The organism is Streptococcus constellatus subsp. constellatus, from assembly GCF_023167545.1.
GTDB classification, from domain to species: Bacteria; Bacillota; Bacilli; order Lactobacillales; family Streptococcaceae; genus Streptococcus; species Streptococcus constellatus.
The window spans coordinates 1,843,255-1,868,217 of sequence record NZ_AP014647.1; the positions used below are offsets into that span (position 1 = coordinate 1,843,255).

The 24,963-nt window shown below is 38.2% G+C and carries 25 protein-coding genes; 8 read left to right on the forward strand and 17 right to left on the reverse strand.

What is annotated here, in order from left to right; genetic code table 11:
• The first annotated feature begins 92 nt into the window (after positions 1-92).
• Complete coding sequence (locus tag SCSC_RS09105; protein ID WP_006269336.1) at positions 93-839, forward strand: DeoR/GlpR family DNA-binding transcription regulator; 747 nt, start codon at positions 93-95, stop codon at positions 837-839.
• Between the two features lie 19 nt (positions 840-858).
• Complete coding sequence (locus SCSC_RS09110) at positions 859-1,695, forward strand: Cof-type HAD-IIB family hydrolase (RefSeq protein ID WP_006269330.1); 837 nt, start codon at positions 859-861, stop codon at positions 1,693-1,695.
• A gap of 165 nt (positions 1,696-1,860) precedes the next feature.
• On the opposite strand, the gene SCSC_RS09115 is transcribed toward SCSC_RS09110, so the two are convergent.
• The 6 genes from SCSC_RS09115 to SCSC_RS09140 form a co-directional block, all read right to left on the reverse strand.
• Positions 1,861-3,387, reverse strand: coding sequence for an IS1182 family transposase (locus SCSC_RS09115; protein WP_115342911.1), 1,527 nt, complete (start codon positions 3,385-3,387; stop codon positions 1,861-1,863).
• Positions 3,388-3,517: 130 nt separating this feature from the next.
• Positions 3,518-4,786 carry a D-alanyl-lipoteichoic acid biosynthesis protein DltD gene (dltD, locus tag SCSC_RS09120; protein WP_006270342.1) on the reverse strand — a complete coding sequence of 423 codons (1,269 nt, stop codon included), beginning with the start codon at positions 4,784-4,786 and terminating at the stop codon, positions 3,518-3,520.
• Positions 4,779-5,018, reverse strand: coding sequence for a D-alanine--poly(phosphoribitol) ligase subunit DltC (gene dltC, locus SCSC_RS09125; protein WP_006270325.1), 240 nt, complete (start codon positions 5,016-5,018; stop codon positions 4,779-4,781). The genes dltD and dltC overlap by 8 nt, the downstream gene beginning before the upstream one ends.
• Positions 5,019-5,032: 14 nt before the next feature.
• On the reverse strand, positions 5,033-6,277 hold the full coding sequence (gene dltB, locus SCSC_RS09130) for a D-alanyl-lipoteichoic acid biosynthesis protein DltB (RefSeq protein ID WP_006270331.1): 1,245 nt from the start codon (positions 6,275-6,277) through the stop codon (positions 5,033-5,035).
• Positions 6,274-7,800: a D-alanine--poly(phosphoribitol) ligase subunit DltA gene (dltA, locus tag SCSC_RS09135; RefSeq protein WP_373852537.1), complete on the reverse strand. Its 1,527-nt coding sequence runs from the start codon at positions 7,798-7,800 to the stop codon at positions 6,274-6,276. The genes dltB and dltA overlap by 4 nt, the downstream gene beginning before the upstream one ends.
• A 33-nt stretch (positions 7,801-7,833) precedes the next feature.
• Complete coding sequence (locus tag SCSC_RS09140) at positions 7,834-7,965, reverse strand: teichoic acid D-Ala incorporation-associated protein DltX (RefSeq protein ID WP_003026731.1); 132 nt, start codon at positions 7,963-7,965, stop codon at positions 7,834-7,836.
• A 303-nt stretch (positions 7,966-8,268) separates the two neighbouring features.
• Between SCSC_RS09140 and SCSC_RS09145 the strand changes: the two genes are divergently transcribed.
• From SCSC_RS09145 to SCSC_RS09155, 3 genes are read left to right on the forward strand one after another with little or no spacing between them, the layout of a single operon-like run.
• On the forward strand, positions 8,269-8,595 hold the full coding sequence (locus tag SCSC_RS09145) for a PadR family transcriptional regulator (protein WP_006269000.1): 327 nt from the start codon (positions 8,269-8,271) through the stop codon (positions 8,593-8,595).
• Positions 8,582-9,583 carry a DUF4097 family beta strand repeat-containing protein gene (locus tag SCSC_RS09150; RefSeq protein WP_006270332.1) on the forward strand — a complete coding sequence of 334 codons (1,002 nt, stop codon included), beginning with the start codon at positions 8,582-8,584 and terminating at the stop codon, positions 9,581-9,583. The genes SCSC_RS09145 and SCSC_RS09150 overlap by 14 nt, the downstream gene beginning before the upstream one ends.
• A 9-nt stretch (positions 9,584-9,592) precedes the next feature.
• Positions 9,593-10,213, forward strand: a complete 621-nt coding sequence (locus SCSC_RS09155; RefSeq protein ID WP_006270361.1) for an HAD family hydrolase — start codon at positions 9,593-9,595, stop codon at positions 10,211-10,213.
• Positions 10,214-10,440: 227 nt separating this feature from the next.
• Here the strand turns inward: SCSC_RS09155 and SCSC_RS09160 are convergent, their stop codons facing one another.
• The 6 genes from SCSC_RS09160 to SCSC_RS09185 form a co-directional block, all read right to left on the reverse strand.
• Positions 10,441-11,898: a carbohydrate-binding domain-containing protein gene (locus SCSC_RS09160; protein ID WP_006270317.1), complete on the reverse strand. Its 1,458-nt coding sequence runs from the start codon at positions 11,896-11,898 to the stop codon at positions 10,441-10,443.
• A 13-nt stretch (positions 11,899-11,911) separates the two neighbouring features.
• On the reverse strand, positions 11,912-12,592 hold the full coding sequence (locus SCSC_RS09165; protein WP_006270366.1) for a DUF4956 domain-containing protein: 681 nt from the start codon (positions 12,590-12,592) through the stop codon (positions 11,912-11,914).
• The gene (locus tag SCSC_RS09170; RefSeq protein WP_006270365.1) at positions 12,573-13,307 is read right to left on the reverse strand and encodes a polyphosphate polymerase domain-containing protein; all 735 of its coding nucleotides are present in this window, start codon (positions 13,305-13,307) and stop codon (positions 12,573-12,575) included. Before SCSC_RS09170 ends, SCSC_RS09165 begins: the two co-directional genes overlap by 20 nt.
• Positions 13,308-13,945: 638 nt before the next feature.
• Positions 13,946-14,704, reverse strand: a complete 759-nt coding sequence (locus SCSC_RS09175) for a DUF6261 family protein (protein ID WP_006270328.1) — start codon at positions 14,702-14,704, stop codon at positions 13,946-13,948.
• Between the two features lie 359 nt (positions 14,705-15,063).
• Positions 15,064-15,582 (reverse strand): thioredoxin family protein, encoded by a 519-nt coding sequence (locus tag SCSC_RS09180; RefSeq protein WP_006270343.1) that lies wholly within the window; start codon positions 15,580-15,582, stop codon positions 15,064-15,066.
• 240 nt (positions 15,583-15,822) lie between these two features.
• Positions 15,823-16,158 carry a hypothetical protein gene (locus SCSC_RS09185; protein WP_003071588.1) on the reverse strand — a complete coding sequence of 112 codons (336 nt, stop codon included), beginning with the start codon at positions 16,156-16,158 and terminating at the stop codon, positions 15,823-15,825.
• Positions 16,159-16,464: 306 nt separating this feature from the next.
• Here SCSC_RS09185 and SCSC_RS09190 point away from each other — a divergent pair, with 306 nt between their 5' ends.
• Together SCSC_RS09190 and SCSC_RS09195 are read left to right on the forward strand one after the other, a co-directional pair.
• Complete coding sequence (locus SCSC_RS09190; RefSeq protein ID WP_006270348.1) at positions 16,465-17,367, forward strand: helix-turn-helix domain-containing protein; 903 nt, start codon at positions 16,465-16,467, stop codon at positions 17,365-17,367.
• Complete coding sequence (locus tag SCSC_RS09195; protein WP_006270340.1) at positions 17,368-18,141, forward strand: Cof-type HAD-IIB family hydrolase; 774 nt, start codon at positions 17,368-17,370, stop codon at positions 18,139-18,141. It begins immediately after the preceding gene.
• 38 nt (positions 18,142-18,179) lie between these two features.
• Here SCSC_RS09195 and SCSC_RS09200 read toward each other — a convergent pair whose 3' ends face one another.
• Positions 18,180-20,852, reverse strand: coding sequence for a YhgE/Pip domain-containing protein (locus SCSC_RS09200; protein ID WP_006270318.1), 2,673 nt, complete (start codon positions 20,850-20,852; stop codon positions 18,180-18,182).
• Between the two features lie 173 nt (positions 20,853-21,025).
• On the opposite strand from SCSC_RS09200, the gene SCSC_RS09205 reads away from it, so the two are divergent.
• Positions 21,026-21,559, forward strand: a complete 534-nt coding sequence (locus SCSC_RS09205; RefSeq protein WP_006270363.1) for a TetR/AcrR family transcriptional regulator — start codon at positions 21,026-21,028, stop codon at positions 21,557-21,559.
• A gap of 267 nt (positions 21,560-21,826) precedes the next feature.
• On the opposite strand, the gene rpsD is transcribed toward SCSC_RS09205, so the two are convergent.
• The 4 genes from rpsD to dnaB form a co-directional block, all read right to left on the reverse strand.
• Positions 21,827-22,438, reverse strand: a complete 612-nt coding sequence (gene rpsD / locus SCSC_RS09210; protein WP_006270359.1) for a 30S ribosomal protein S4 — start codon at positions 22,436-22,438, stop codon at positions 21,827-21,829.
• Between the two features lie 200 nt (positions 22,439-22,638).
• Positions 22,639-23,271 (reverse strand): HAD family hydrolase, encoded by a 633-nt coding sequence (locus SCSC_RS09215; RefSeq protein ID WP_006270354.1) that lies wholly within the window; start codon positions 23,269-23,271, stop codon positions 22,639-22,641.
• A 38-nt stretch (positions 23,272-23,309) separates the two neighbouring features.
• Positions 23,310-23,582 (reverse strand): Veg family protein, encoded by a 273-nt coding sequence (locus SCSC_RS09220; RefSeq protein WP_003071603.1) that lies wholly within the window; start codon positions 23,580-23,582, stop codon positions 23,310-23,312.
• Between the two features lie 3 nt (positions 23,583-23,585).
• Entirely contained in the window at positions 23,586-24,938 is a 1,353-nt protein-coding gene (gene dnaB / locus SCSC_RS09225) for a replicative DNA helicase (protein ID WP_003071605.1), read from the reverse strand.
• Positions 24,939-24,963: the final 25 nt, after the last annotated feature.

Below are 24,963 nucleotides of genomic sequence, written 5' to 3' on the forward strand. Positions count from 1 at the left end.
AGTTGAACCACACTACAAAAAACTTATAAATCATTAGAAAAACTTGAAAACGCTTATATTCTATGCTAAAATGAAATCATAGGAGGAATAGTATGTATCAAGAACAACGATTAAATAAAATATTAGAATTACTTGCAGAGAAAAGACAGCTTTCTGCAAAGGAAATGGTTGACTATTTTCACGTTTCTAAAGATACCATTCGCAGGGATTTTGCTATTTTAAATGAGCGTAAGCTCGTACAACGGACTCATGGCGGAATCCTTCCTTTAGAAAACAAACAACAAATCCTATCCTTCAATGATCGTAGCAAAAAATTTACCAAGGAAAAAAGAAAAATTGCTCAAAAAGCGTACGAATTGATTGAGGAAGAACAACTGCTTTATTTTGACGTCTCAACAATTATCTTGCAATTAGCTCAAGTGATGAATCAAAAAAACACTATTTATTCGCATTCTTTAGACAATGCTATCATGCTTAGTGGCCAGAAACAGATTGATTTTCATCTACTTGGAGGTAAATTCTATCCCAAAAACCGCTTCTATTATTCCTTAAATGAAGCTGAATTATTAGAACATCTTCAATTCGACATTGCTTTCTTTGGAGCAGCAAGTTTGAAAAATGGACAAGTTAGCTATGAGGATGCTGAAGATGCCTATATTAAAAAACTAGTCATGCAACATAGCCAAACGAAAGTATTGCTAGCCGAGCAGGAGAAATGGCAAAAAAATTTCAATTATATTTTAAGCGATATCAGTTCATTCGACTATTGGATTACAGACCAAAAGCCAACTACAGAAATCAAGACACTCCTACCTGACACTTTAAAAATCATCTACTAAATTTACGGAGGATACAATTATGAATAACCAAAGTATTCGTTTGATTGTCAGTGATATTGATGGAACCATCTTAAATGACCAACATCAGGTTGACAAAAATCTGAAAGAGCAAATTCCGCTTTTAAAGAAGAAAAACATTCCCTTTGTCTTGGCATCTGCTCGCTCTCCACTTGGTATGAAGCCAATCGCGCACGAACTAGGGCTTGGTGATAATCCCTTAGCTTGCTACAATGGTGCTCTCGTTATTAAAGGTAATCCGCAACATTATGAAACTATCATTGAACACCCTTTGAATAAAAAAGAAATTCGGACTTTCATTGAATTAATCAAGCAAGAATTTCCAACAGTTTCTATCAATCTCTACTCTGGAAAGAACTGGCTAGCCGACCGTTTTGATAAGTGGATCCAGATTGAAGCTGACATCACTGGAGAAGTCCCCACAATTCAAAATCTACTCATTCCTGTCTTAGATGTACTTGTCCCAATCCACAAACTTCTCTTGATTGATGAACCTACAATAATTCAGCGTCTCTACAATTATCTCCAAACTCTTGATTTTCCCAATACAGCTTTCTATCTTTCAAAAGATAATTACTTAGAGGTCACTGCTAAGAATGTCTCCAAAGAAAATGCCCTCCAAGAAATCGCTCAACACTATCAAATTCCGCTTCCTCAAGTCATGGCAATCGGAGATAATTTTAATGACCTTCCGATGATAAAGTTAGCGGGTTTTGGAGTCGCCATGGGAAACGCCCCTGAACCTGTAAAAGTTCAAGCCACAGCTATTACTCAGACCAATAACCGACATGGTGTTGCCAAGGCCATTGAAGATTATATCTTGATTGGATGTAAATAAAATTGTCAAAGTGCTGAAACATAAACGTTCTGACATAATAATACTGGTAAATCGTATCTTTTTACAAGTCGTATCATCCCTTTCTCCCATTCTAAAAGAGTCTGAGACAAAATAGTTCTCAGTCACAAAAAAGCTAGAGATTCCCAATTATGGAACTCTAGCTTTTTAAGTTTGAGTCGTTCTCTTATTGTATTTAAGGAGATTATTGGCCATGAGCACTAAACCCATGTCAATTTTCACCTGACGCTTGCCTCTTAGGTTACATCTCTTGTAACCCAAATAAGCCTTTATCTGCCCAAAGACAGGTTCCACATCAATCTTACGTTGATTGAAAATCTGTCTACCTTCGGGAGATAAAAGCGCTTGGCATTCTTTAGCTTTTAAGTGTTGATAACGTTCGTTGATATATAGTCCCTTTTGAGGGGCTGATTTAGGTTCATCAGCGTAGTAAACCTTGATTTCCTGTTGAAAGTCCGTCTGTGTTTTCTGATGTTTGATATGATGAAAACGATAGCACCAGCCATCAGGATGAGTGTAGCTATCCTCCTTGTCATCATAGTACCAATTCGCTAAGTTTCTAGCCGACTGTTTATACCCTTTCTTCTGTTCCTGATCAAACATGGCATATTTAATCAGATGGTTCACCTCATTTTCATCTAAACGAAGGAGGTTCTCTTCACTTCCATAGCCGGCATCTGCGACAACGGTCTTCAAGTCATGTGGATAAGTTTCAAGGAATGGCAGGAGAGTCTTGGTATCTGTCGGATTTGAGAAGACATCATAATGAAGAACAAATTGATTTTCAGTAGCGATTTGAAGATTGTAAGCAGCCTTGAGTTGACCATTCTTCATGTGGTCTTCTTTCATCCGCATAAAAGTGGCATCTGTATCTGTTTTGGAAAAGCTGTTACGCCCTTCAAATGTCTCTTGGTAGCCTTCATATTTTTCAGCACGTACTGAAAAATCATCCTTGACTTTACGCAGGACTTTCTTGAGTTTCCGACGTTGAGTTTTACGTTCATCCTTTCCTTTAACGGGTGTCTCCTCAATGTCTTGGTTCAGTTTTTCCAATTCTTCTTCGAGGACTTGAGCGAATTCAATCAACTGCTCTGAAGCAATCGGTTCTTCTTCGTCCAGCCTAATGGCCTGATGGATAAGGGGAGTGATTTCTTCTTGAAAATAGACCTGTATCTGTTCTTGAAGTTTGACGGAAAACTTGTCTGTGGCCTTTTTCCACACGAAACTATACTTGTTAGCGTTGGCTTCAATCTTAGTCCCGTCAATAAACAGACAATCTAAGGTCACTAACTCTTCCATTTTTAAACGAAGATTGAGGTCAATGAAAAGATCACGAATGAGGTCTTCCATCCCTTTAGCGACTCGAAATCGATTGATAGTGCGGTAGCTGACAACCAACTGTCCTGTTAGGTACTGCATAGCCAGATTTTCAATCATCATTTTTTCGATTTTTCGTCCAGAGAAAATCCCTTGCGAGTAGGCAAATAGTAGAGCGGCTAAAAGCATTTTAGGGTGATAAGACGGGCGACCAAAGTTATGATAGAACGTGTGGAAGTGACGATCCTCCAAGGCATTCACCACTTTTTCAATAGTAAAGACGAGATGGTCTTGTGGCAAGAAAGAACTGATTTCTAGTGGTAAAGTTGTTTGATTTGTGTTATAGTGAATATGCATGGGATAGCCTTTCTAAATGGTTTATTGGGCAATTCTATTTTAGCAAGACTATCGTAACCATGCAAAAAGCAACGGCAAATCCGTTGCTTTTTTTGTAGCAAAGGGACTATTGTCCCAGACTCTTTTATGATTATTTAAAATCCTTGGCATCGCCGTCATAATTTGCCCATTCTTTGCTAAAGAATCGATTATTTATCTGATAGTTAGGAGCTGGTTTTGGATTTGAAATAAAAGGATTCACAGCCTTATCAAACGCTAGCCAACCAAGCCATCCCATATGAATCGTATCCTGCATAAAGTAAGGTTTTCCGCCATCGTTTGAAAAGTCAGCAATATTCTTGAATCCTTGACTTTCTAGTTGATAACGAATTTTTTTCACAGCCTGTTGGTATTTTTCCTGACTCAATCCTGTGTAAGCCGTCCATTTCGCATTAACGGGCGGAATCACAAAAATTGGATTGATTTTTGACTTTGCGAACTGATTCAAGACAAGCTGCAAATCATTATACTCAGGAGATTTGGTATAAGAAAACCTTTTTTGCGTTCCTTTAAGTTTCTTTATGCGCTTTCGCAAGCGATGTTTATAAAACTTATTGTCAATTCCTAAGTCATTGTTTGTTGTATTCCTCTGAGCATCTCTTGTCGCAAATTTCTCTAGATCTGAGTAAGAAAATTTATCTGGCAATCGATTGACCTGAGGTTGTACTAATTTTTCATAATTCTCATTATGTTCGGAAAAAAGGGAGCTAAAAAGAGCGTCTTCGCGGTTATTCAAGCGGCTTATAAGGCGAATGTACTGTTTATCGAAATTTGACAGTTTCTGATTGTCAGAGACTTTTTTTACATTATCTTTCATAGCTACTGTCGGATACAGTTGTAAGAGACGCTTCGCCGCATATTGAGCAGCAATGTCTCCTTCTTGTTGGTGCAAGAAACTAGTTAATTGATCACTATTAAAATATTGTTGAAAAGCTGCAGGGCTGTAACCTTTTTTTGTAAACCATTGAGGAGAAATCACATAAACAGCTGTTTTATTTTCTATTTGGGGGAGCATTTGTTGCATCCCAAAATATTGTGTGAGAGATGCCGCTCCACGTTGTCCCAAAAAATATGGACGATAATTCCGCTTGTATTTTTCAGACAAAACAGCAGGGTGCATACTATCAAATCGCAACCATTCACTTGACCCAAAGTAAGGAACAAAACGATGCTTTTTATCTGTTAAAGCACGTACTTTTTGTGTTCTTCCTTTGAAACTTCCTGCTGTCAAGGTAACGGCTGAACGTTTTTCTGATTGATAATCATGTCGCTGCTTGGTTGGATAGAAAAATAGTAAGGTTACAACCATCAAAAAGGCACAGATAACCGGACCTAAAATAAGCCATAAACGTTTAAGCATTACGAAGCTCCGTTACACCTTCAATAATTTTATTAGCTGTATTCCAATCGTCGCGACCAAATTCTGATACTGGAACATGAATATCAAAGCGATTTTCTAACTCAACAATCAATTCAACTGTTCCCATACTATCCAGAACGCCTGCATCAAACAAATCTTCATCCATCATGTCTGATATATCTTCCATAAACAATTCATCAATAATTTCCAATACTTCTGCTTTTATATCCATTAGAGAACTCCTTTTTATTTTTTAAACCATAAATCATTCAAAAATCCTGAAAAGATTAAGAATGAAAACATTACAACATTAAAGGTGATAAACATTCCCGCTACTTGCGTCCATTTGTTATCTGACAAGGGAGGTAAATTCTTCTTTTTCCGCTCTTTATTGATGATCTTCTTCTTTCGCACCCAAGCATCATTGATAACGAGTCCTAGACCGTGAAAGAGTCCATAAGCAATATAATACCAAGTGACTCCGTGCCAAAAGCCCATGACTAGCATATTGATGATATAAGCTACACTTGAAGTGGTATTCCGATTTTTAAAAACTTTGTTTCGGATAAATACTGTAACCAGACGCATAAAGACAAAGTCACGGAACCAAAATGATAAACTCATATGCCAACGATTCCAAAATTCTTTCAAATCATGCGAAATAAAAGGCTTATTAAAGTTAATCGGACTTTTAATTCCCATTAGATTGGAAATAGCAAGGGCAAACATCGAATAGCCTGCAAAGTCAAAGAACAAATCCAGTCCAAAGATATACATTACTCCTAGCGTCGGTAGATTAAACCAACCACCCATTTGTAATGCGTACTGCTTCAAAGGCGGTAATATCATAGAGCCGAAGATATGTGCTAAAATAAACTTATATAGGAAACCTAGCATGATATAATGCACTGATTTCTCAAGCATATCCAACAATTCATCACGCTCAGGAATCTTTTCATAGTCTTGATTAAAACGTTTGAAGCGATCAATCGGTCCACTTGAAAAAGTTGGCATAAAGAGCATGAAACGTAAAAATTCCCATAAACTAAAGTCTTTGAGCACACCATCTCGAAGTTCAATCATCATTCCTACTGAACGGAAAGTTAAGTAGGAAATTCCTAAAAAGCCCAATAGTGATTGATGACCATAAATAGCCGGCGTTACCTTTACAAAGAAAAGCGGCAGAACAGAGAGCGCAACATGTAAATAGAATATCCACTTACTATCTCTTGTTTTTCGATAAATTTTATAAGTCCAAACCCAAAGCATTTGCCAAAGAACATAAAACAGTAGAGCATAGATTTGCGTTAATTTAGGTCCAATTAACATAAAAATGATGAAAGCTAAACTAACTAAGGCCTCATAAATGGGAAATCTCTTTTTGAAGAACAAACCAACAAAGATAGGCAAAACAGCTAAAATGATATACACAAAATATTGTGGATCCCCGTACGGTTCCAAATGAGGAATCTGTCTTATGAAATCCATCATCGATTGTTAACCTCACTAATCAAACCTTTAATATCAATCTTCCCATTCGGTGTTAGTGGTAAAGATTCACGATAAAGGAATTTTGAAGGCATCATATAAGACATCATAATATCTTGTAAGTCATCCTTGATAGCTTTTGTGATGTCGATCTCACGCTCAAATTGTTCTTTCACTCCGTCTTTCAAGATAACATAGGCTAAAAGATTTTGTACTTTATGATCTTTGTTATATCGCGGTACAGCCACAGCCGAGTCGACATATTTGGATTTGTTCAGATTTTGTGAGACATCTTCCAGCTCAATGCGGAAACCATTAAACTTAATTTGGAAGTCCATGCGACCACCGTAAAGAAGTAAACCTTCGTCAGTCATGGTGCCAACATCTCCTGTATGATAGGCTGGTAGCCCTTCAAATTCAAAGAATGCTTCAGCTGTTTTTTCTAGATTGTTCATATAGCCTTTTGACACAGCGGGTCCAGAAACGATAATTTCGCCTTGCTCACCGTTTGGTAACTTGTTTCCATCTTCGTCAATAACAAAGGTTGGTGAATCTAGTTTGGTATAACCAATCGGCAAGCGTTTCATGTTTGCTAGCATATCATCTGTTATGGCAACGGCAGATAAAGCCACCGTTGCTTCTGTCGGACCGTAAGCATTGATAATACGCGCATTTGGGAAACGGTCACGCAATTTTTGTGCTGTTTTAACCGTCAATTCTTCCCCGTCAAAGTAGAAATGCGTAATGCTTGGCATTTTTCCAGCGTTGAAATCTTCCGATAGCATCGCCATATCTGCAAAAGACGGTGTTGATGTCCAAATGGCAATCGGCAAATTCAAGATAGTTTCAAATAACTGCTTGAAATCTTGCGTAATGGCAGACGGAACCGCAAAAAGTGTGCCTCCAAGTGCTAAGGTTGGCGCCCAATACATAACCGATAAATCAAAAGAATACGGTGGCTGTGCCAGCATTTGTGGCTGCTCTGGAGTCGCAAATTCCTTATCTGTAATCATCCAGTTAGTGAAACTGAGCAAATTATCGTGCGAGATTTGCACACCCTTTGGCTTTCCAGTCGTTCCTGAAGTGAAGATGATATAGTAATTATCATCCCCTTTAACAGAATGTGTAAGCTGGTAAGGCTTTTTTTCTGCAAAAGCTGCTTGAACTGTTGCTAAATCAAGAATTGGTATCGATTTATCTTTCAGTGGAAATTCATTGATTGCAATGATGAGACTAGGTTGTGCCACTTCCACAATTGCTGTCACACGTTCAAGGGCGGAATGACTATCAATCGGGATATAGGCATGACCTGACTTCGTTAAGGCTACAAAAGTCGCCAACATGTCGTATTCTTGCCCACCAAAAACTACTACTGGTGATTTCTCAGGAAGCGCAAGGCTATCAATCTTTGCAGCAAGGGAATCTGAGTCCACTTTCAAATCATGATAAGTATGAACTTCTCCGAGGACATTGTAAACTGGAAAATCTGGTTGAGACTGAGCAAAATACTCAATCGTTTCAATCATATCATTAATTACTGAATTGGTCACAATCTGCTCCTAAAATTCATTGTAGATAAAACCACCTTGACCTTGGCCAAGATAATTAAAGAAATAAAGCAAGGCTAAAAATATCACAAAATAAAGTAGCGTCTGCCCAAAAAATTTAAAAATTATTTTATGTTTTTTCATTATATTCATCACTTTTGTCTTACTTCTAAGATAGACTTAGTATATTTTACCATTTTCTAGCGCAATTTTTCAATACAAAACATTCTTTAATTAATGAATTAAGCTAGAATTAAGGTTTATTTACAACAAACCTAGGGAAATCACAGATGTGCTGTCTCAAAAAACTAGAAAAGAAAATGGTTTTAGACTTACATTTTAAAAATATATAAAAATTTTATATATTTTCTTGACTTTGAAAGTGAAAAGCACTATACTATGTATAGAAAAATTATATATAAAAATATTATACATAGGAGGTGACTCATGTATTTTCCAACATCTTCTACCCTGATTGAATTTCTCATTCTAGCGATTTTGGAAAGTGAAGATTCCTATGGCTATGAGATTAGCCAAACGATTAAATTGATTGCCAATATCAAGGAATCAACCTTATATCCTATTTTAAAAAAGTTAGAAAAGAAGCGTTACTTAACAACTTATTCTCAAGAATATCAAGGTCGAAAACGAAAGTATTACTCTCTTACTTCAAATGGACGGGAGCAATTAAGTACCCTTAAGGAGGAGTGGAAAGTGTATACAGCGACAGTCAACGGTATTATAGAAGGGAGCGTTCGTCATGACAAGAACTGATTATTTAGCCGCATTAGAGAAATACTTAAAAACATTACCTGAGGCAGACTATAAAGAAGCGATGGATTATTTTACGGAATACTTTGAAGACGCTGGATCTGAAAATGAAGCACTAGTTATTAAAGAGTTAGGAGATCCTAGAGATGCAGCAGAAGAGATTATTCGCTCGCTTTCAGTACATTCGACAGAAGAGATAAATTCTGATAGTCCAGCAAAACAACCATCTCCGAATATTCATCCTTCACAATATGCTAGCGACACTTATATTTTTGAAGATTACTCAACCGTCTCTGAATTGCATATTGATGTGAGTACTAAAGATATTCAAATTGAGCCTTCACCTGATGCTTTCTTTCATATCAAATACTACAACGGAAAGAGCAGCAACCAGTTAAGTTCGATTGTTCGTGACAAGAAATGGTATATTACAGAAAAAGGAGCAGCAAACTCTAGTGGTTTGAACTGGATTATTCATGTCATGAAAAATGGTCTGGATCGTTATCCAGTTTGCATTCAAATCCCAAGAGAAAACCCTCTTCAAGTCTTCTCTTTGCAATCTTCTTCAGGTGATGTTGCTATCTCTCGTCTTCAAACACAAAAGGGAGATATCGAACTTGCAAGTGGCGATCTGTCCATGCGGCATTGTCAATTACAACAGACCGATGTTACCCTTACTAGTGGCGATATCCATCTGGCACATGCCAAATTAACAGATTGTAAAATTACTCTTGTATCAGGTGATCTCGACACGCATTCTTTAGAAATTGCTGGTAAAACCTCTATTCAAACAACAAGCGGAGATGTTACGCTTCATTTGTTGCACCATGATTTTAGCTATGATATTGAAACGGTACATGGAGATATTTCTATTTCTGATCAGCTCCAGCCAAGCCACCAAATTGTTGGCAACACAATCCATCATAAAGTATCAACTTCTACAGATTCTCTTGCTATCCAAGCTGTCAGCGGAGACATCAATCTTTATTAGAGGTTTAGCATGAAACAGATTGATTGGTTATTCTTTGATGTTGGCTCACCTTTGGTAAATGAAGAAAAAGTCTATCAAGATCGGATTAAACAGGCTCTTGCTGATACTAATATTTCTTATGCAGCATTTTATCAAACTATGATCCACTATTTTATGGAAAATAAAAAAGGCGATGTAGAAGCTCTGAAATATTATGGCTTGAAATGTCCGTCTTGGAAGTCTGATTTAGAAACGCTATATCCTGGCTGCAAACATGTGCTAAAAACTCTTCACTCACACTACAAGATTGGTGTCCTTGCTAATCAATTGCCGAATTTACTGGCAAGATTGAGAAACTTTGGTATTGATTCTTACATAGATCTCATTATTTCTTCTGCCGATGTTGGCCTGGCAAAAGCTAATCTAGCCATTTTTAAGCTGGCTCTCCAACAAGCAAACTGCTTGGCTGAACACGCTGTGATGATTGGCGACCGTTTAGACAATGATATTCTTCCAGCTAAACAACTTGGTATGCGAACTATTTGGATCCGGCAGGGTTTTAGTCGCTTGACTCACATAACTAATCCAGCAGAAACTCCTGATTGGACTATTGATAATTTGACAGAAATAGGAGATATTTTGAAGAATTAGTAACATAAAAAGCTAGAGCAAGAAACTCTAGTTTTTTACTGTCATTAATTTTATTACAGCATATATTTTCCTTCAAAAATAGACTTGTTTTTTACTATTGTGCTATATTGAAGCGCAAGGAAGGGGAATTGTTTAAGCAGTTCCTTAATGTTATTCTTAAATTGTATGATTGGTTTTATTGTGAAGGTCAAACGAAAGAGGTTGGGGCTCCCCAACCTCTTTTTATGCTATTTCCGACCTCCGCTCATCCCATTTGCATTTTGAGTAGTTAGGCTAGCTGTTGCAGTCGTGGATTGTCCATTGACTGTAATGGTGTAGCTTTTACCGTCTTTAATAGCAGCTGAGCTCGCCAGAACAGATTGGAAATTCTTAGCAGCGGTGTAGCTGAGGATTTCTTTTCCTGACGAATCAGAAATCGTCACCTTAGCACCAGCATTCCCAGATACATTCGTAAGGATAGAGGCCTGTTTAGAGTTTGAGCCAAAGCCCATTGCCATGCCATTGCTACCGACCATTACAACGGTGCCACCAGTAATGGTGCCATTGCCATCATAGTCAAGAGCGCCATTGCCACCATTTGTGGGACCATCCACATAAACTTCCCCACCTGAAAGGGTTAAATCCCCGTTAGAATCCAAACCGTCACCTTGTGCGTTAATCTTTATCTTACCACCAGTAATTGTCAGGCTGACACCAGCAGTAGCTTGTCCCGGATTCTTTTTACTACTACTGCTACCGTCTGCGGCATTGATTCCATCGTCATTCGCTGTCAAGTCTAAATCCCCACCGTTAATGGTTACGGTTTTGCCTTCCAGCGCTTCTTCGCTCTTTTCTACCTTAATCGTACCACCATCAATAAGAGCAGTATTAGAAGCATGAATACCATCATCTCCAGCGTGAATGGTTATCTTGCCAGAATGGATATAGAAATTCCCTAGAGACGTATCTTTATCATTGTCTGCATGAATTGCATCATAAGTAGCAGTCAAATTCATTGTTGCGGCTTTGATATTGATTGCGTCATTAGCTGAAAGGGCGTTTTTATAACCTTTAATCGTATAAGTTCCGCCTGAAATACGCAAATCATCATTAGACTCAATAGCATTCCCATAATTGCCTTCTACCGTCAAACTGCCAGAACCATTGAAAATGAGATCATCTTTACTGTAAATTGCAGCATCATACTTTGTATTCTTGTGATGGGCAGAATCCGAAATCGTATTCTTACTACCTTTTGCAAGGGTGATAAAAGTCTTATCTGCATTTTCTACGACAATTGCAGCATCTGTTCCAGTCATCCTGACACCATTCAGAACTAGCTGAACCTTATCTTTTTTCTTAACTTTCACAATGATTTGAACGTTTTCACTTGAACCAGACAAGATATATGTCCCAGCTTTAGTAATTGTCACCGTAGATCCCGACACTTCTGCACCAGAACCAGAAGCCTTAGCAGATGAACCGCTCAGACTAATCTTAGTTGCTTTTGATTCATCATAAGAAGCATCTTGGTCACGCTTGGTAAAATAATTGGACAGTGTAACGGTCGTTACCTTACTGGTGCTAGAGGAATTGGTACTGGTTGAACTACCGTTTTTCGCACCACATGCTCCCAAAGCAACTGTCAATAGGATAAGCAGAATCAAACGTTTGAACTGTTTTCGTTTTGAGGTTGATTTTCTCATGGCTGTCCTCCTTTTACAGTTCATTTTCTTTTGTGACATAGCGGCTAATGGCAATCTCTAAATTCCCATTTCGCGTCCGCAGAGCGTCTACCAATTCTTTCTCTGTCATCGTACCATTTAATTGGACAATATACTTAATCTTGAACAAACTTCCCATATCAGACGTTTTGACATTTGCCAGTTCAACATAGTTGGTCGCCTTTTGAAAGATGTCATCAAAGACCATCTCATAATCCAAACTTTCTGGAATGACAACAGTCACTTGGCGCATAGAATGCTTCATTTGCCCAAAATTCACCGTTTCCAGCAACAACATAACCACCGACATAATGATTGTAAAGACGCTAGCAAAAATAAGATAGCCCATGCCGACAGCAATCCCAATCGTCATAACAAGGAAAATTGCGAGCAATTCCTTAGCACCACCCGGTGCTGAACGAAAGCGAATCAAGCTGAAAGCTCCCATTACCGCAACCCCTGCTCCCAGACTACCATTTACTAAAAAAATGACAATAGCAATCAAAGTCGGTAGCATAACCAAAGTCATCATAAAGGACTTGCTGTAAATGGTTTTGTACTGATAAACCTTGGCTAATATCAGTCCCAGCACAAGGGCAACACCAATCGTACCAAACATACTGGCTGGATTGATTGTTGTTCCTGTAAAAACGTTATTAAATAACTGATCGAACATGTCTGATTACTCCTTTATAGTCTGTTGTTTTCTTATAGGCGACTCCATATTTTGAGAAAGATTTTGGAAAAACGTGGTAGCAGTCCAAAATTTCTGCCAGCCAGAGTGGATACGCCCCAGGTACCTTAATTTCCATGATAACATGGTTGTCAGGTAGCAGGTTCTTGCCATCTTTTCCTGCTAACAAACTTAATTTTTTCGTTCGATAAGCGACATCATAATCGATGGTAATCCGCACATTTGAATCTTCCAAACCTTTTAAAGAGTAGCGGTTGTAGTAAATATACATCATGGGCTGCACACCTCCATACCGCTTGCAGAGCCATTCGATTTCTTTCTTAATTTGCGAATCCTCAAGCTGGCATTCCCCCGCGAGGTATCGCTCTGCTGTCAACAACTCAGTCGCAATCCGACGTTTATACACAACCTTACGCACTTTTTTCTTGATTTCCAAAAAAACTTGGCTATCAGCCTGAGGGCTAGCGTCATAAGTCCGCACGCGCAATTTTTCCTTGAAATAAGGCTTCTCCAAAGACTCCCGAATCATCTGATAGGTCGGCGTGTCATAGTAGAGGTTGCCAATCGTTGAATAGGCATGCTCGTCTTCTGCCATATACGCTTCAAACTCCTTTAGCAAATCTGCCAACGTTTCCTTTGAGATGACATACTTGGTTTCTATCCGTTGAAATTTATCTTTAAATGTTTTTTTAGCCATGAGATTGCTCTCCTTTGTCGTTCTTTATCTACGTAGTTTACGGGCAAATCCTTAAAAGAAAGCTAAAGAAAACTTAAAGAAAACAAAACACCCCCATTTTCTGGAGGTGTTTAATAGATGTCTGTAGAATGAAATAGAAAATAGAAGTTGTCACATCTTATTATTCACTCTTCTCTGCTTTTTCTCTTTTGATAAGAAAAGTACAAATAACGAGAATATCTGCTATCAGCAAAATCCAGTACCACACGGTATCACCGCTTATTGGACCAGAAGAGAAAGTACGTAAAAAATAAAACATCATATACAAGGAAATATCATTATAAAATTCCCAGTTAAAATGATAGCTGCCTACTGGATAAGATCGCTTATGAGAGCACTCTGGCACAAAGATCTGTAAGAGCAAAAATATTCCCAGTACAGTAAAATAAATCACATTGAATACGTCCCATTTCGCATAAGGATCGACCGAGGAAAAGAATATCATCATGCTCAACAGATAAAACCGCCACCGAAACCAAAATTCGTTATTAAAATGAAATCTTATCATCCCATCACACTTTCTAATTTTCTGCTCGTTCCTCTTCGTCTTTATCCTACCACTCTGACAGACAAACTTCAAGTAAGATGAAGGAGAAATGTTAACTGATTTCTGCTACTTTTCCTGCTTCTGCTTTAGGCTCTTTGCCCTTGCGACGGGCAAGGACATCCGCATAGTGCTTGCGGCTGTTATTGAGCACGGAAAGGAAGGTCGCATAAAAGCCATCGTCTTTGACTTGGTGCAAAATCACCACATAGTCCGCCAACTGTTGGTAAGGCGTCGCCACTTCTTTGCGCAATCGCTTGACATCATAGCTCACTTTTTGCAACTTCTCTTGGGAGCGAGAAGCAAAAAGTTGTTCAAAAGCCGAATGGCTTTCGGTCAGATTTTCAACGAATTTCCCAAGCGCTAAAGTCCCCACCTGCTCCTTATATGGGGCTGTTTTTAGCTTGTCCAGTAAGCTGACAACGAGGGCTGTTTCTTCCTCGTAATGCTTCTGATGAGCGTCTTTGTATTGGTCAAACAAGCGTTTCAAGCTGGCATAAGCTGCCTTTTCCTCTTCCCGCTTGGCTGCCCGATAAGGTTTCAGCGCATCGCGAAGAGCTTGCAAATCAGCGTCGCGCAATTCGTCAGCCGCACTAATCGAAGCTGATTTTTCACTCGCCCGAATCTGACCGAGAGAGGCTTGATAAGCAGGCAAGGCTGATTTTATCTTCTTGACGAGAGCGGTAATGACATCCTCATTTTTAAAGTCGAGCGCTTCTTTCTCCACATCATCTAAAAAACGAGTGATAAACTGCGTGAATTCCGCATGACGGAGATTACTAATTTTAAGTCCAATGAGCTTTTCTTGCTTCATAAATTCCTTCTTTCCTTTTTTACTTGTCACTTAAAGCGACCGTTTCAATGACTTCTCCTTTTTCCGTCAGCGCGGCGGATAACCTCAACTACTTTTCGTTTGCTTCGTCCGCCCAGCGGAAAGTTTCCCTTACTTTTGGTTTACTCCGTCCGCCCGGCGGACAGCATGAATCAAAAGAAGTTTATCTCGTCCGCCGGGCGGACGGAGTGAACAACAATCAGTTTGCCTTGTCAGCTCCGCGGACGAAATAAAATTGTCTCGCCTCACCTCATTAGCCAACGAAATCCAGAAAAATCATCTCATTTAGTATAACATGAATGGGAAATTTTCTGAAAAAGAGGAGTGTTTTTTGAAAAAGTTCAATATTTCATTATTATATTAAACCATTCTGGTAAAGTCGTCTGCTCTTCATTCAAGACTTCAAAACCATTGTCTTTTTTTAAATAAATCAGCGTAGGTACACCAGTCACATTATATTTTTCCATAGCTTTCTTTATTTGAGAATTCTTATGAGAATCTTCTGTATTTAAGTAATAAATTTTAAAAGGCGTATGATACAAGTCTGATGTTTCTTTCAAGACCGGAAGAAATTCTCTACAAAACGGGCACGTCTCACGACCAAAATAGAGCAAATTTCCCTTTGTTAATTTATTGTTTAAAACATTTTCTGCATTCGTCTCTTGAAAGCTCTTTACAATTTCTTTGTATAATTTTGTCAATTTTAAATCGTGTTCTACCTCATTTTCACTTGTTGAAACCTGAGAAACACTTGAAACTGTAGAGCTTTCAGAAGCTTGTGATGAAGAGGTGCATGCAGAGAGGAAAAAGAGAGTTGTGCAAATAATAATGAAGTATAGACTCATGCGAATACATTTCATAAAAATTCTCCTTAATCTTTTGGGATTTTTTTATTATTGTCGTTAAAAGCAGAATTATATATGCTCCCAAAAATAGAATATCACCTATCACATCATCATGTGAGAAATATAAAAAGTACAGTATCAATACAATTGTATAAAAATAGAAATGATATTTCTTATAAAAGTATTTGTCAAAAGAATATTTTTTCTTCATTATTTTCACTCCTTTTTTAACACAGAAATAATAAGTCTATTTCGCTATGCTTTTAAGCATTGATATACTACTGGTCCATACGCCATAAGCAGAGAATACCATGTGGTTGAAAAGCTAAATACACCAAGCCCTAAAGCCCATAAACAATCTCTTTGCGCTGGTGTAAGAGTAGCCGAAGCACTCCCATCTTTCAAACAATATCTTTTGTAAGTATAGCTATTCTTGTTCATATCTCCACATACACCTCGATCCCGGAAAGGAACTACTTCTTCATATTTCATACTATTCGCATAAATAACAGAAGTTGAGGACGGTATAACTGTTGCACCGATCATAAAAGCTGCTGCAATCGTAAGGAAAATTTTATATAATTTTTTCATAGTATATACCTTTTTCTTTATAAAGACAAATACTTTTAAAAAAACAATACTAATTACATCAACACTTATAGTACATTGGTTTCACTCCTCCCTTTCTTTAAATTGTAGCACTATATACCAAATGGTGGCCACCATGGAAATGTACCAATTATTGCAGTAATAAAAGATAGTATTGAGAAAAATCTAAATTTTTTCATATATTTTCATCTCCTTGTCTTTATTTATCCTTATGATATAATATTATGAAAAGGCATTCACAAAATGCCCACTATTTTCACATTTCATATTTAACACAAGGAGTCGCCTATGCATTGGGATATTGGCACAGTTTACAAGACGATTCGAAAATCAAAGGGAATCACCCAGCAAGAGATTTGCGGAGATTGGATTTCGCGCTCCAATCTTTCCAAGTTTGAAAGCAACCAATCCGTTCCCAGCTATGAAACCATGGAATTTCTGCTCCACCAGATTGACATGAGCTTTGGGGAATTTGAATATATTTGTGATTACTATAAACCGCGGACAAGACAAGTGATTATCAATCAGATGTCCAATCATTTATCTACTTCAGATAGTACAGAATTGATTAAAATTGCTCAGCTTTGTAAAGAACACTTAAAAAAAGTTGAACATGATCTTCCTATCCAGCACATACTAGAGACCTTAAATATTATCATAGAAATCCGAAAAAATAGTTTTAGTGACCACTCTAGAGAATTAGCTGAAGCCATGTGGTCTGATCTTAAAAGGCGTGATATTTGGTACAAAAACGACTTTAATATGCTAGGTGTGATTCTCTTTATTTTTCCTATTGAGACGCTTCAGGATATTACAGAAAAAATCTTAATTAACCTTGAAAAATACAAGGATTACAAAAGCATCAAAAATGCCCAAGTTTCCTTGCTGCTCAACCTTTCTACTATCTATCTCTGTAATCAATTATTAGATGACTGCGAACACATCTCCGCTATCGCCTTAGACTTAGCCAAACAACTCAAGCGCTATGATTTTCTCGGCTTTGCTCAAGTCCGTCTTGGAATCTGTCAAGCAAATGATGAACTAACACGGAAAGGGCTTAGTCTGTTGGAATTAACCGAAGAAACAAAATTGTTAGAAGATTTACAAGAAGAAGTCAAACAATATCGTGCTTCCTATTTCTCTCATATTTCACATGGAATTTCAACCACTTCAATAGAAACGGAGAAGTAAATGACTTACAACGGATTTGTATTTTTTGATATTGATGGTACTTTAGTAAATAGTCAGGGACAAGTTCCGATAGAAAATAAAAGAGCCATTGCTCAACTACGAGCCAATGGCTTTCTTCCCATTGTCTGTACCGGACGTGGCCGCGGAGAAATGGGAACGGTTCTGGAAGACGCTGGGATTCATTCTGCCATTTTGCTAAACGGAATGGAAATTCTCTATGAGAAGCAATTCCTGTTTGAAGGACGGATTGCACAAAACAGCATTCTCAAGCTCCTGCAACTGGCAAAGGAAAATAAGCACGGCCTCGGTTTTTATTCACAAGGAGAAATGCGTGTGACAGCACTCAGTTCAACTGTTCAGCAGAATTTCCGTTATTTCCATCAAGACCTGCCCCAAGTTGGACCGACCATTTACCAAAACCAGCCTTGTCAGATGTTGCTCATTTTTAGTGAAGATCCCGAAAAAGACACTCAGTACCAAACAGAAGTCCCTGAACTGCACTTTTTCCGTAACAGCCCTTACTCGATAGACATCACGCCGCACGGTTGTAATAAAGGCTCTGGAATTCAGCACCTACTGACCTTATTAGCAGATGAAGCACCAACTTACGCATTCGGAGACGGACTCAATGACCTATCAATGTTTGAAAGAGCGGATTATTCAATTGCAATGGGCAATAGCCAAGCAATCGTCAAAGAAGCAGCCACTTTCATCACGCGCTCTAATGATGAAAATGGCATTCCACACGCCCTTGCTCACTTTGGTTTAATTTAAAAAGAAGCTCCTGTATTCGAGATACAAGAGCTTTTAGATTAGACTAATTCTTTTTTATTCGGATTGTAGACCAAGAAACCAAGACCGACAAAGAGCAGCAGAACAACTGTCATGAAGGCAACTTGTCCACCGACTTGCCCTGTTATCGAAATTGTTTGACGCAAAGCCGAAACAGAGTAACTCATTGGCAACCAAGGATTGATATTTTGGAAAATCTTATCCGTCAACGGAAGTGGGTAAGTCCCTGCACTAGAGGCTAGTTGCAACAATAACAAAATCAAGGAGGTGAAAGCACCAAGCTTAGTGTCCCACGTTACCAGAGCCGTCACCACCGCCATGAAGCACATGCTCGTTAAAAGAATGATTCCAAGCGTTGCCCATTCATGATTGGCAGTCAAGCCAATCATGTGCACTGCACCATACACCAATAAACCTGCCAAGAGAGAAATAACGCCATTGACCTGAATACGTGCTTTCAGCCATTCCATACGTGTCTCAGGTTTCTTACCAGAAGGCAACGTGTTAAAAATGATATTGGTTGAAATCGCTGCTACAAAAAGTGCCACAGAAATCATGTATGGAGCCATACCGATACCATTTTTACCAACATGGTCTTTATCTATTTTCTTCGTTGTCAATGGATTTGCGAGAGCTTTAGCATTGGCTTTATTGGTTGTCACCATAGATAATTGATTTTTGGCATCTGTCAAACCTGCTGTCAAGGCGTCCACACCCGACACAAGCCTTCCCAAATTAGACGTCATCATTGAACTACCATCCGCCAGCTTCGTAGAACCATCTGCTATTTTACCAGCACCATCAGACAACTTACCTACTCCTGACACTAGTGCCGCAGAATTGCTAACTAATTGATTGGCTCCTGCTGCCAATTTTGCCAAGCCTGCGTCAATTTGACCATTATTACCAGCTAATTGATTGGCTCCAGAAGCAACCTTTGCCATTCCAGATGTCAATTGACTGTTTTTACTAGCTAAAACCTTAGAACCTGAACTAATTTTCGCCATGCTAGATGTTAGTTGCTCGTTATGACTAGATAAGGTGTTAGCTCCTGCCGTAATTTGAGCCACTCCATTTGTATAGTCTGTCACACCTTTCACCAATCGACCAGCACCCGTTGCTAAACTCCTTTGCAATTGGTCAACTCCTGCTGCCACTTGACTAGCACCCGTAGTCGATTGTTGTAATGCCGCAAGAATGCTTTCTTGAGATTGTTGTGCACTCGTTTGGAGACTTGAAAGAGCACCTTTGGCTTGTTCGATGACAGCGATGCTTTGTTGGTTAGAAGATTGATCTGGCAAATTTTCCACTTGCGCCTTGAGCGCTTGAATCGTTGTCAACATCTTTGTCACGGCTGTAGAAGTTTGGCTTGGAGCTTGTGAAATAGCGGTATTGATTTCTGCTTGTTCACTAGCACTTAATTTTTGATAAGCAGCTGTAGCAGCTACGTTATTTGTAATCGTAGCCTTATCTGTCGCAACACTATTGACAAGCATATTTGCAGTTGTTTCCATATCATTCAAAGCAGTTGTCATGCTCGCTTTAGCAGCTGACAAGTCTGAACCTGTTGACAGAGCAGTTTGAACAGCAGTTAAACCTGTTTGCAAAGCTTGTAGTTTTTGAACTTGCTCAGCTGTCATACCAGATTGTTTAACAGTCGCCATCAAAGTGTTCAGACCCGTAGCTAGTTGATGCGCACCGCTTGATAATTTTTGAATTTCCTCATTAGAAGCAGTTAATTGATTGACTCCTGCCAATAAATTTTTTGATTGATCATTTAATTGATTGGCACCACCTGCAAGATTTGCCACGCCATTAGTATAGTCGCTTAAGCCATCTGAAAATTGTTCTGAACCGTCCGCTAACTGACCAACAGCATTTGTATAGTCTGTCAACCCTTTTGATAATGTTGTTGAGCCAGAAGCTAATTGACCGACACCTGATGTATAAGCTGAAAGGCGTGTTGACAAGGTACCAATCCCGTCTGACAACTGACGCACACCAAGAGTATACGTTCCCAAACCTGTCGTTAATGTATTAGCACCATCCGCAAACGTCATACTAGAACTAGATAAAGTCTGTAAATTATCTGTCAAGGTTTGACTACCCTCTTTCAATTGTTGACCACCAGAAGCGAGTTGACCACTACCAGAAGCAGCTGTTGTCATACCTTTTCTCAATTTATTCATACTCTTAAAAAGAGAAGTCATATACGTATTGGTCACATTGTTTGCGACAGTTTGTTGAAGTCGCGTCATAGCCGAATCACTCATCTTACTAGCAATAAAGCTATGTCCACTAGACGTTTGATAATCAATCTGCATTTTTTGTGGCTTATTATCCAGAATACTAGCTGCCTTTTGGGATAAATCACTCGGAAGCGTGATAATCATATAATAATCACCCTTCTCCAAACCTTTCTTTGCCTTTGCTTCAGATACAAAATGAAAATCTAAAGCATCATTCTTTTTAAGGCTTTTCACCATATCATCCCCAACAGACAACGTGTTACTGTTAAATCTTGCATGTTGATCCTTATTCACCACTGCTACTGGTAATTCCGATACTTTTCCATAAGGATTCCACATTGAACTCAAAAAAATAACATTATAAAGAGCCGGAATCAAGGAAACACCAATCATGACAATAATGAAGAGTGGTTTTTTAAAAATTGCTTTCCATTCGTTGAACATTTTTTCTCCTCTATCTTAGACACTCTGTATAAAAATTTTAATTTTTGAAATATTTTTATACACATTGTCTAAATATTTGATATAATAGATTATACAGTTTCTGAAATTTTTCACAAGAGAAAAAATTCATTTTTATACATGTTGTATAAAATTGTTCAAAAGAGGAAAGGCATATGGTAGAAAGTAACAAACGTCAAAAAACGAAAATGATTATTGAAAATGCAATGGTCGATCTGCTTAAACACGAATCATTCGATCAGATTAGCACTGTCAAGTTGACAAAAACGGCCGGTATCAGTCGCAGCAGTTTTTATACACACTATAAAGATAAATATGATATGATTGAGCATTATCAACAGAAACTTTTCCATAAGTTAGAATACATTTTTGAGAAGTATGCTCAAGACAAGCGTAGCGCGATTATAGAAGTTTTTGATTTCCTTACACGCGAATCCCTCCTTTCTGCTTTGTTAACAGAAAACGGAACAAAAGAAATCCAAACATTTTTACGTCATAAATTTCAAATTATGCTGGCTGAAGACCTACAAGAGCGCTTTAGTAGTAAACTACTAAGTCAAGTGGAGAAAGAATATAGCTATGTTTACCTGACAAACGCCTTTTTTGGGGTTTGTCAAATGTGGATTGCTAGAGGGAAAAAAGAGAGCCCTGAACAAATGGCAGATTTTCTTTTAAAAATGTTGGATTAGAAGATAATTCTATTTTGCTACTATCAAGATTATTCAAATATTAACGAATAAAGCCATTTAGTGTTAAAATGTGAAAAACTTCAAGACAAAAATGCTCATCACTTTTAAAACTAGAAAAGAGAAAACGAATTTGAACTGCACCCCAAAAGTTAGACAGAAAAAATCTAACTTTTTTGAGGTCAGTACATTTGTTTTCTCTTTTTTGATATTTTCAATGAGTCATAAAAAAGAAGCTGGGAGTCTTCCCAACTTCGGATAAGTCTTAGATTAAAGTTGTTTGTTGTAGTATTCAACGACAAGCGCTTCATTGATTTCTGGGTTGATTTCGTCGCGCTCTGGCAAACGAGTTAATGAACCTTCCAATTTGTCAGCATCAAACGATACGAATGCCGGACGTCCAAGAGTTGCTTCAACCGCTTCAAGAATTGCAGGTACTTTCAATGATTTTTCACGAACTGAAATCACTTGACCTGGGATTACGCGGTATGATGGGATATCAACGCGTTTTCCATCAACAAGGATATGACCGTGGTTTACGAATTGACGAGCTTGACGACGAGTAGTTGCAAGTCCAAGACGATAAACAACATTATCCAAGCGACGTTCCAAAAGAAGCATGAAGTTGAAACCAAGGATTCCACCTTTGATTTTAGTAGCTTGTACGAACAAGTTACGGAATTGTTTTTCACCTACACCGTAAGTGAAACGAAGTTTTTGTTTTTCAGCCAATTGCAAACCGTATTCTGACAATTTGCTACGGTTGTTTGGCCCATGTTGACCAGGTACATAGTTACGGCGAGCCAATTCTTTACCTGTACCAGTAAGAGAAAGACCCAAACGACGAGCTTGTTTCCAAGATGGTCCTGTATAACGTGACATAAAAATGTCCTCCTATAAAGTATTTTTGAGGAAATAGTCACTTAGAAAGCCCTGATTCGTGCAGAACATTTTCGCCTAAACAGCCAAGGCTACTTTTATAGCTATGTTCTGTTGACGAGCTTCATGCTCTCCTGCTGCTATTTCACACAAAAGCCATTATATCAAAAAAAATCCTATCTGTAAAGACGGATTTTGTCAGATTATTTCTTTCTATGGAAAGAACCTTTCTTTTTCAATAATTCCTCTATCGCAATTATATTTTGCCGTTCAGATGTTGCTAAAATAGTTTCAAACCCCAGACTTTTAGCAGTATCTAGATTAACCTGTAGATCATCTATAAACACACATTGACTAGCTTGCAATGTATACTGGGTCAGTAATTTTTGATAGATACTTTTATCTGGTTTTGCACATCCTACTTCATAAGAAAGGATTTTCCCCGTCAATACTTTTGTCATTGGTAATAAACCGGCATTTTCAACTATATAAAAGATCTCACTGGTAGTAGATAAAATATAAATACTATACCCCATCTGAACCCATTCAAAAATTTTCTCTTGTAGCTGATAATAGCTATCTATTACCTCATACCAACGAGTAAAAACAGCTTCAACAGTAGGAGCATACGAACCGTCTAGCAATTTTTGAGCTTTCCGAATGGCTTGTTTCAAGCTTAATTCTCCAATATCCGTCTGAGCCCAAATTCCCGAGTCAAAAACAGCCGTTTTGACACGCTTACGATCTTCTTCATCCTCTACGAAAGCAGCTAAAATCTTAGCAGGGTTCCATTCAATTAAAACATTGCCAAAATCAAAAATTAGATTTTTAATCATTTCTTACTCCAGCCGCATTACATTAAAATAAATTTATCTTAATCTAAATACCGAATCAAGTTTTTCTCTGTTAAAATATCCGAATAAGTATAGGATTCGACGTAAGTATTTTCAATTTCACCTGGATTACTACTATTGTTGGTATATTCAACGATAAACAAAGAAGGATAGACTTCGATTAAACGACCTTGCTTATTTTTTTGACGTTTACGACCGTTTTCAAGAGTCATTTCTACCATTTTTCCTTCATGGGCCTTGATTTCTTCTTTAATTTTTCTCATTTTTGCAACATCTGTAAATGCATCACTCATTATCTATTCCTCTCTCTTAGAAATACTTGAAAACTTATTGTATTCTTTTTGAAAAATCAATTCCACCGTACCACGTGCACCGCTACGGTTCTTTTCGATAATCACTTCGACTTTGTTGTTTGGAATCCCTTCAGTTTCTTCACCGCCCCGTTCATAATAGTCATCGCGGTAAAGAAAAGCTACAATATCTGCATCCTGCTCAATTGAACCAGACTCACGAATATCTGACAAAACTGGTCTCTTATCCTGACGTTGCTCCACACTACGCGAAAGCTGGCTCAGCGCAATAACAGGCACTTTCAACTCTTTTGCTAAAATCTTTAATTGACGAGAAATTTCAGAAACTTCCTGTTGACGATTTTCTCGACCAGTCCCTGTAATTAATTGCAAGTAATCAATTAAAATCAAGCCAAGATTTCCTGTTTCTTGCGCTAATTTTCGAGCACGTGAACGAATCTCTGTAATCCGAATTCCTGGTGTATCGTCAATGTAAATGCTAGCTTCTGCTAAATTTCCTTGTGCAATCGCATACTTGCTCCATTCTTCATCTGTCAATTGTCCCGTTCGAATTGAATGCGATTCAATCAAACCCTCAGCCGCCAACATCCGGTCTACTAAGCTCTCGGCACCCATTTCTAGAGAAAAAATAGCAACTGTTTTATCTAGCTTGGTTCCAATATTTTGTGCAATATTGAGGGCAAAAGCAGTCTTACCAACCGCAGGACGAGCTGCCACAATGATGAGCTCTTCTTCATGGAGACCAGTCGTCATATGATCTAAATCTTGATAACCTGTCGCAATCCCTGTAATATCAGAAGTTTGTTGGGAGCGTGTTTCCAAACTACCGAAATTAAGATTCAAAATCTCTTTGATATTTTTAAAACCACTTCGACTAGCATTTTCACTAACATCAATTAACGCTTTTTCCGCTCCAGCAATGATTTCATCTGCAGGACTAGCACCATCATAAGCTAGGTTGATAGAGTCTGTCAAACGTGAAATTAACCGCCGCAGAACAGCCTTCTCTGCTACAATTTTAGCATAATATTCAGCATTGGCAGAAGTCGGCACTGAATTTACAACTTCAACCAAGTAAGACAAACCACCAATGTTTTGCAAATCACCCTGACTGTCTAAAATATTACGAACAGTCGTTGCATCAATGGCATCACCTCGATCTGCCAAATCAATCATCGCTTTAAAAATTAAGCGATTGGCATATTTAAAGAAGTCGTTTGGCTCGATATATTCACGAACAAAAACTAGCTTACTCTCATCAATAAAAATCGCACCTAAAACAGATTGTTCTGCCAAAATGTCTTGCGGCTGTACTCGCAATTCATCAATATCTGCCATAAGACCTCCTCTCTCAAAAAATAAT

Coding starts and splice junctions, on each gene's coding strand:
- SCSC_RS09145 (WP_006269000.1), top strand. CDS start 8,269: ATGTATTTTCCAACATCTTCTACCCTGATTGAATTTCTCATTCTAGCG.
- dltD (WP_006270342.1), bottom strand. CDS start 4,786: ATGCTTAAACGTTTATGGCTTATTTTAGGTCCGGTTATCTGTGCCTTT.
- SCSC_RS09185 (WP_003071588.1), bottom strand. CDS start 16,158: ATGAAAAAATTATATAAAATTTTCCTTACGATTGCAGCAGCTTTTATG.
- SCSC_RS09140 (WP_003026731.1), bottom strand. CDS start 7,965: ATGAAAAAACATAAAATAATTTTTAAATTTTTTGGGCAGACGCTACTT.
- SCSC_RS09220 (WP_003071603.1), bottom strand. CDS start 23,582: ATGAGTGATGCATTTACAGATGTTGCAAAAATGAGAAAAATTAAAGAA.
- SCSC_RS09215 (WP_006270354.1), bottom strand. CDS start 23,271: ATGATTAAAAATCTAATTTTTGATTTTGGCAATGTTTTAATTGAATGG.
- SCSC_RS09190 (WP_006270348.1), top strand. CDS start 16,465: ATGCATTGGGATATTGGCACAGTTTACAAGACGATTCGAAAATCAAAG.
- SCSC_RS09155 (WP_006270361.1), top strand. CDS start 9,593: ATGAAACAGATTGATTGGTTATTCTTTGATGTTGGCTCACCTTTGGTA.
- SCSC_RS09105 (WP_006269336.1), top strand. CDS start 93: ATGTATCAAGAACAACGATTAAATAAAATATTAGAATTACTTGCAGAG.
- SCSC_RS09205 (WP_006270363.1), top strand. CDS start 21,026: ATGGTAGAAAGTAACAAACGTCAAAAAACGAAAATGATTATTGAAAAT.
- dltA (WP_373852537.1), bottom strand. CDS start 7,800: ATGATTGAAACGATTGAGTATTTTGCTCAGTCTCAACCAGATTTTCCA.
- SCSC_RS09160 (WP_006270317.1), bottom strand. CDS start 11,898: ATGAGAAAATCAACCTCAAAACGAAAACAGTTCAAACGTTTGATTCTG.
- SCSC_RS09200 (WP_006270318.1), bottom strand. CDS start 20,852: ATGTTCAACGAATGGAAAGCAATTTTTAAAAAACCACTCTTCATTATT.
- dltC (WP_006270325.1), bottom strand. CDS start 5,018: ATGGATATAAAAGCAGAAGTATTGGAAATTATTGATGAATTGTTTATG.
- SCSC_RS09150 (WP_006270332.1), top strand. CDS start 8,582: ATGACAAGAACTGATTATTTAGCCGCATTAGAGAAATACTTAAAAACA.
- SCSC_RS09165 (WP_006270366.1), bottom strand. CDS start 12,592: ATGTTCGATCAGTTATTTAATAACGTTTTTACAGGAACAACAATCAAT.
- SCSC_RS09110 (WP_006269330.1), top strand. CDS start 859: ATGAATAACCAAAGTATTCGTTTGATTGTCAGTGATATTGATGGAACC.
- dnaB (WP_003071605.1), bottom strand. CDS start 24,938: ATGGCAGATATTGATGAATTGCGAGTACAGCCGCAAGACATTTTGGCA.
- SCSC_RS09170 (WP_006270365.1), bottom strand. CDS start 13,307: ATGGCTAAAAAAACATTTAAAGATAAATTTCAACGGATAGAAACCAAG.
- dltB (WP_006270331.1), bottom strand. CDS start 6,277: ATGATGGATTTCATAAGACAGATTCCTCATTTGGAACCGTACGGGGAT.
- SCSC_RS09175 (WP_006270328.1), bottom strand. CDS start 14,704: ATGAAGCAAGAAAAGCTCATTGGACTTAAAATTAGTAATCTCCGTCAT.
- rpsD (WP_006270359.1), bottom strand. CDS start 22,438: ATGTCACGTTATACAGGACCATCTTGGAAACAAGCTCGTCGTTTGGGT.
- SCSC_RS09195 (WP_006270340.1), top strand. CDS start 17,368: ATGACTTACAACGGATTTGTATTTTTTGATATTGATGGTACTTTAGTA.
- SCSC_RS09115 (WP_115342911.1), bottom strand. CDS start 3,387: ATGCATATTCACTATAACACAAATCAAACAACTTTACCACTAGAAATC.
- SCSC_RS09180 (WP_006270343.1), bottom strand. CDS start 15,582: ATGAAATGTATTCGCATGAGTCTATACTTCATTATTATTTGCACAACT.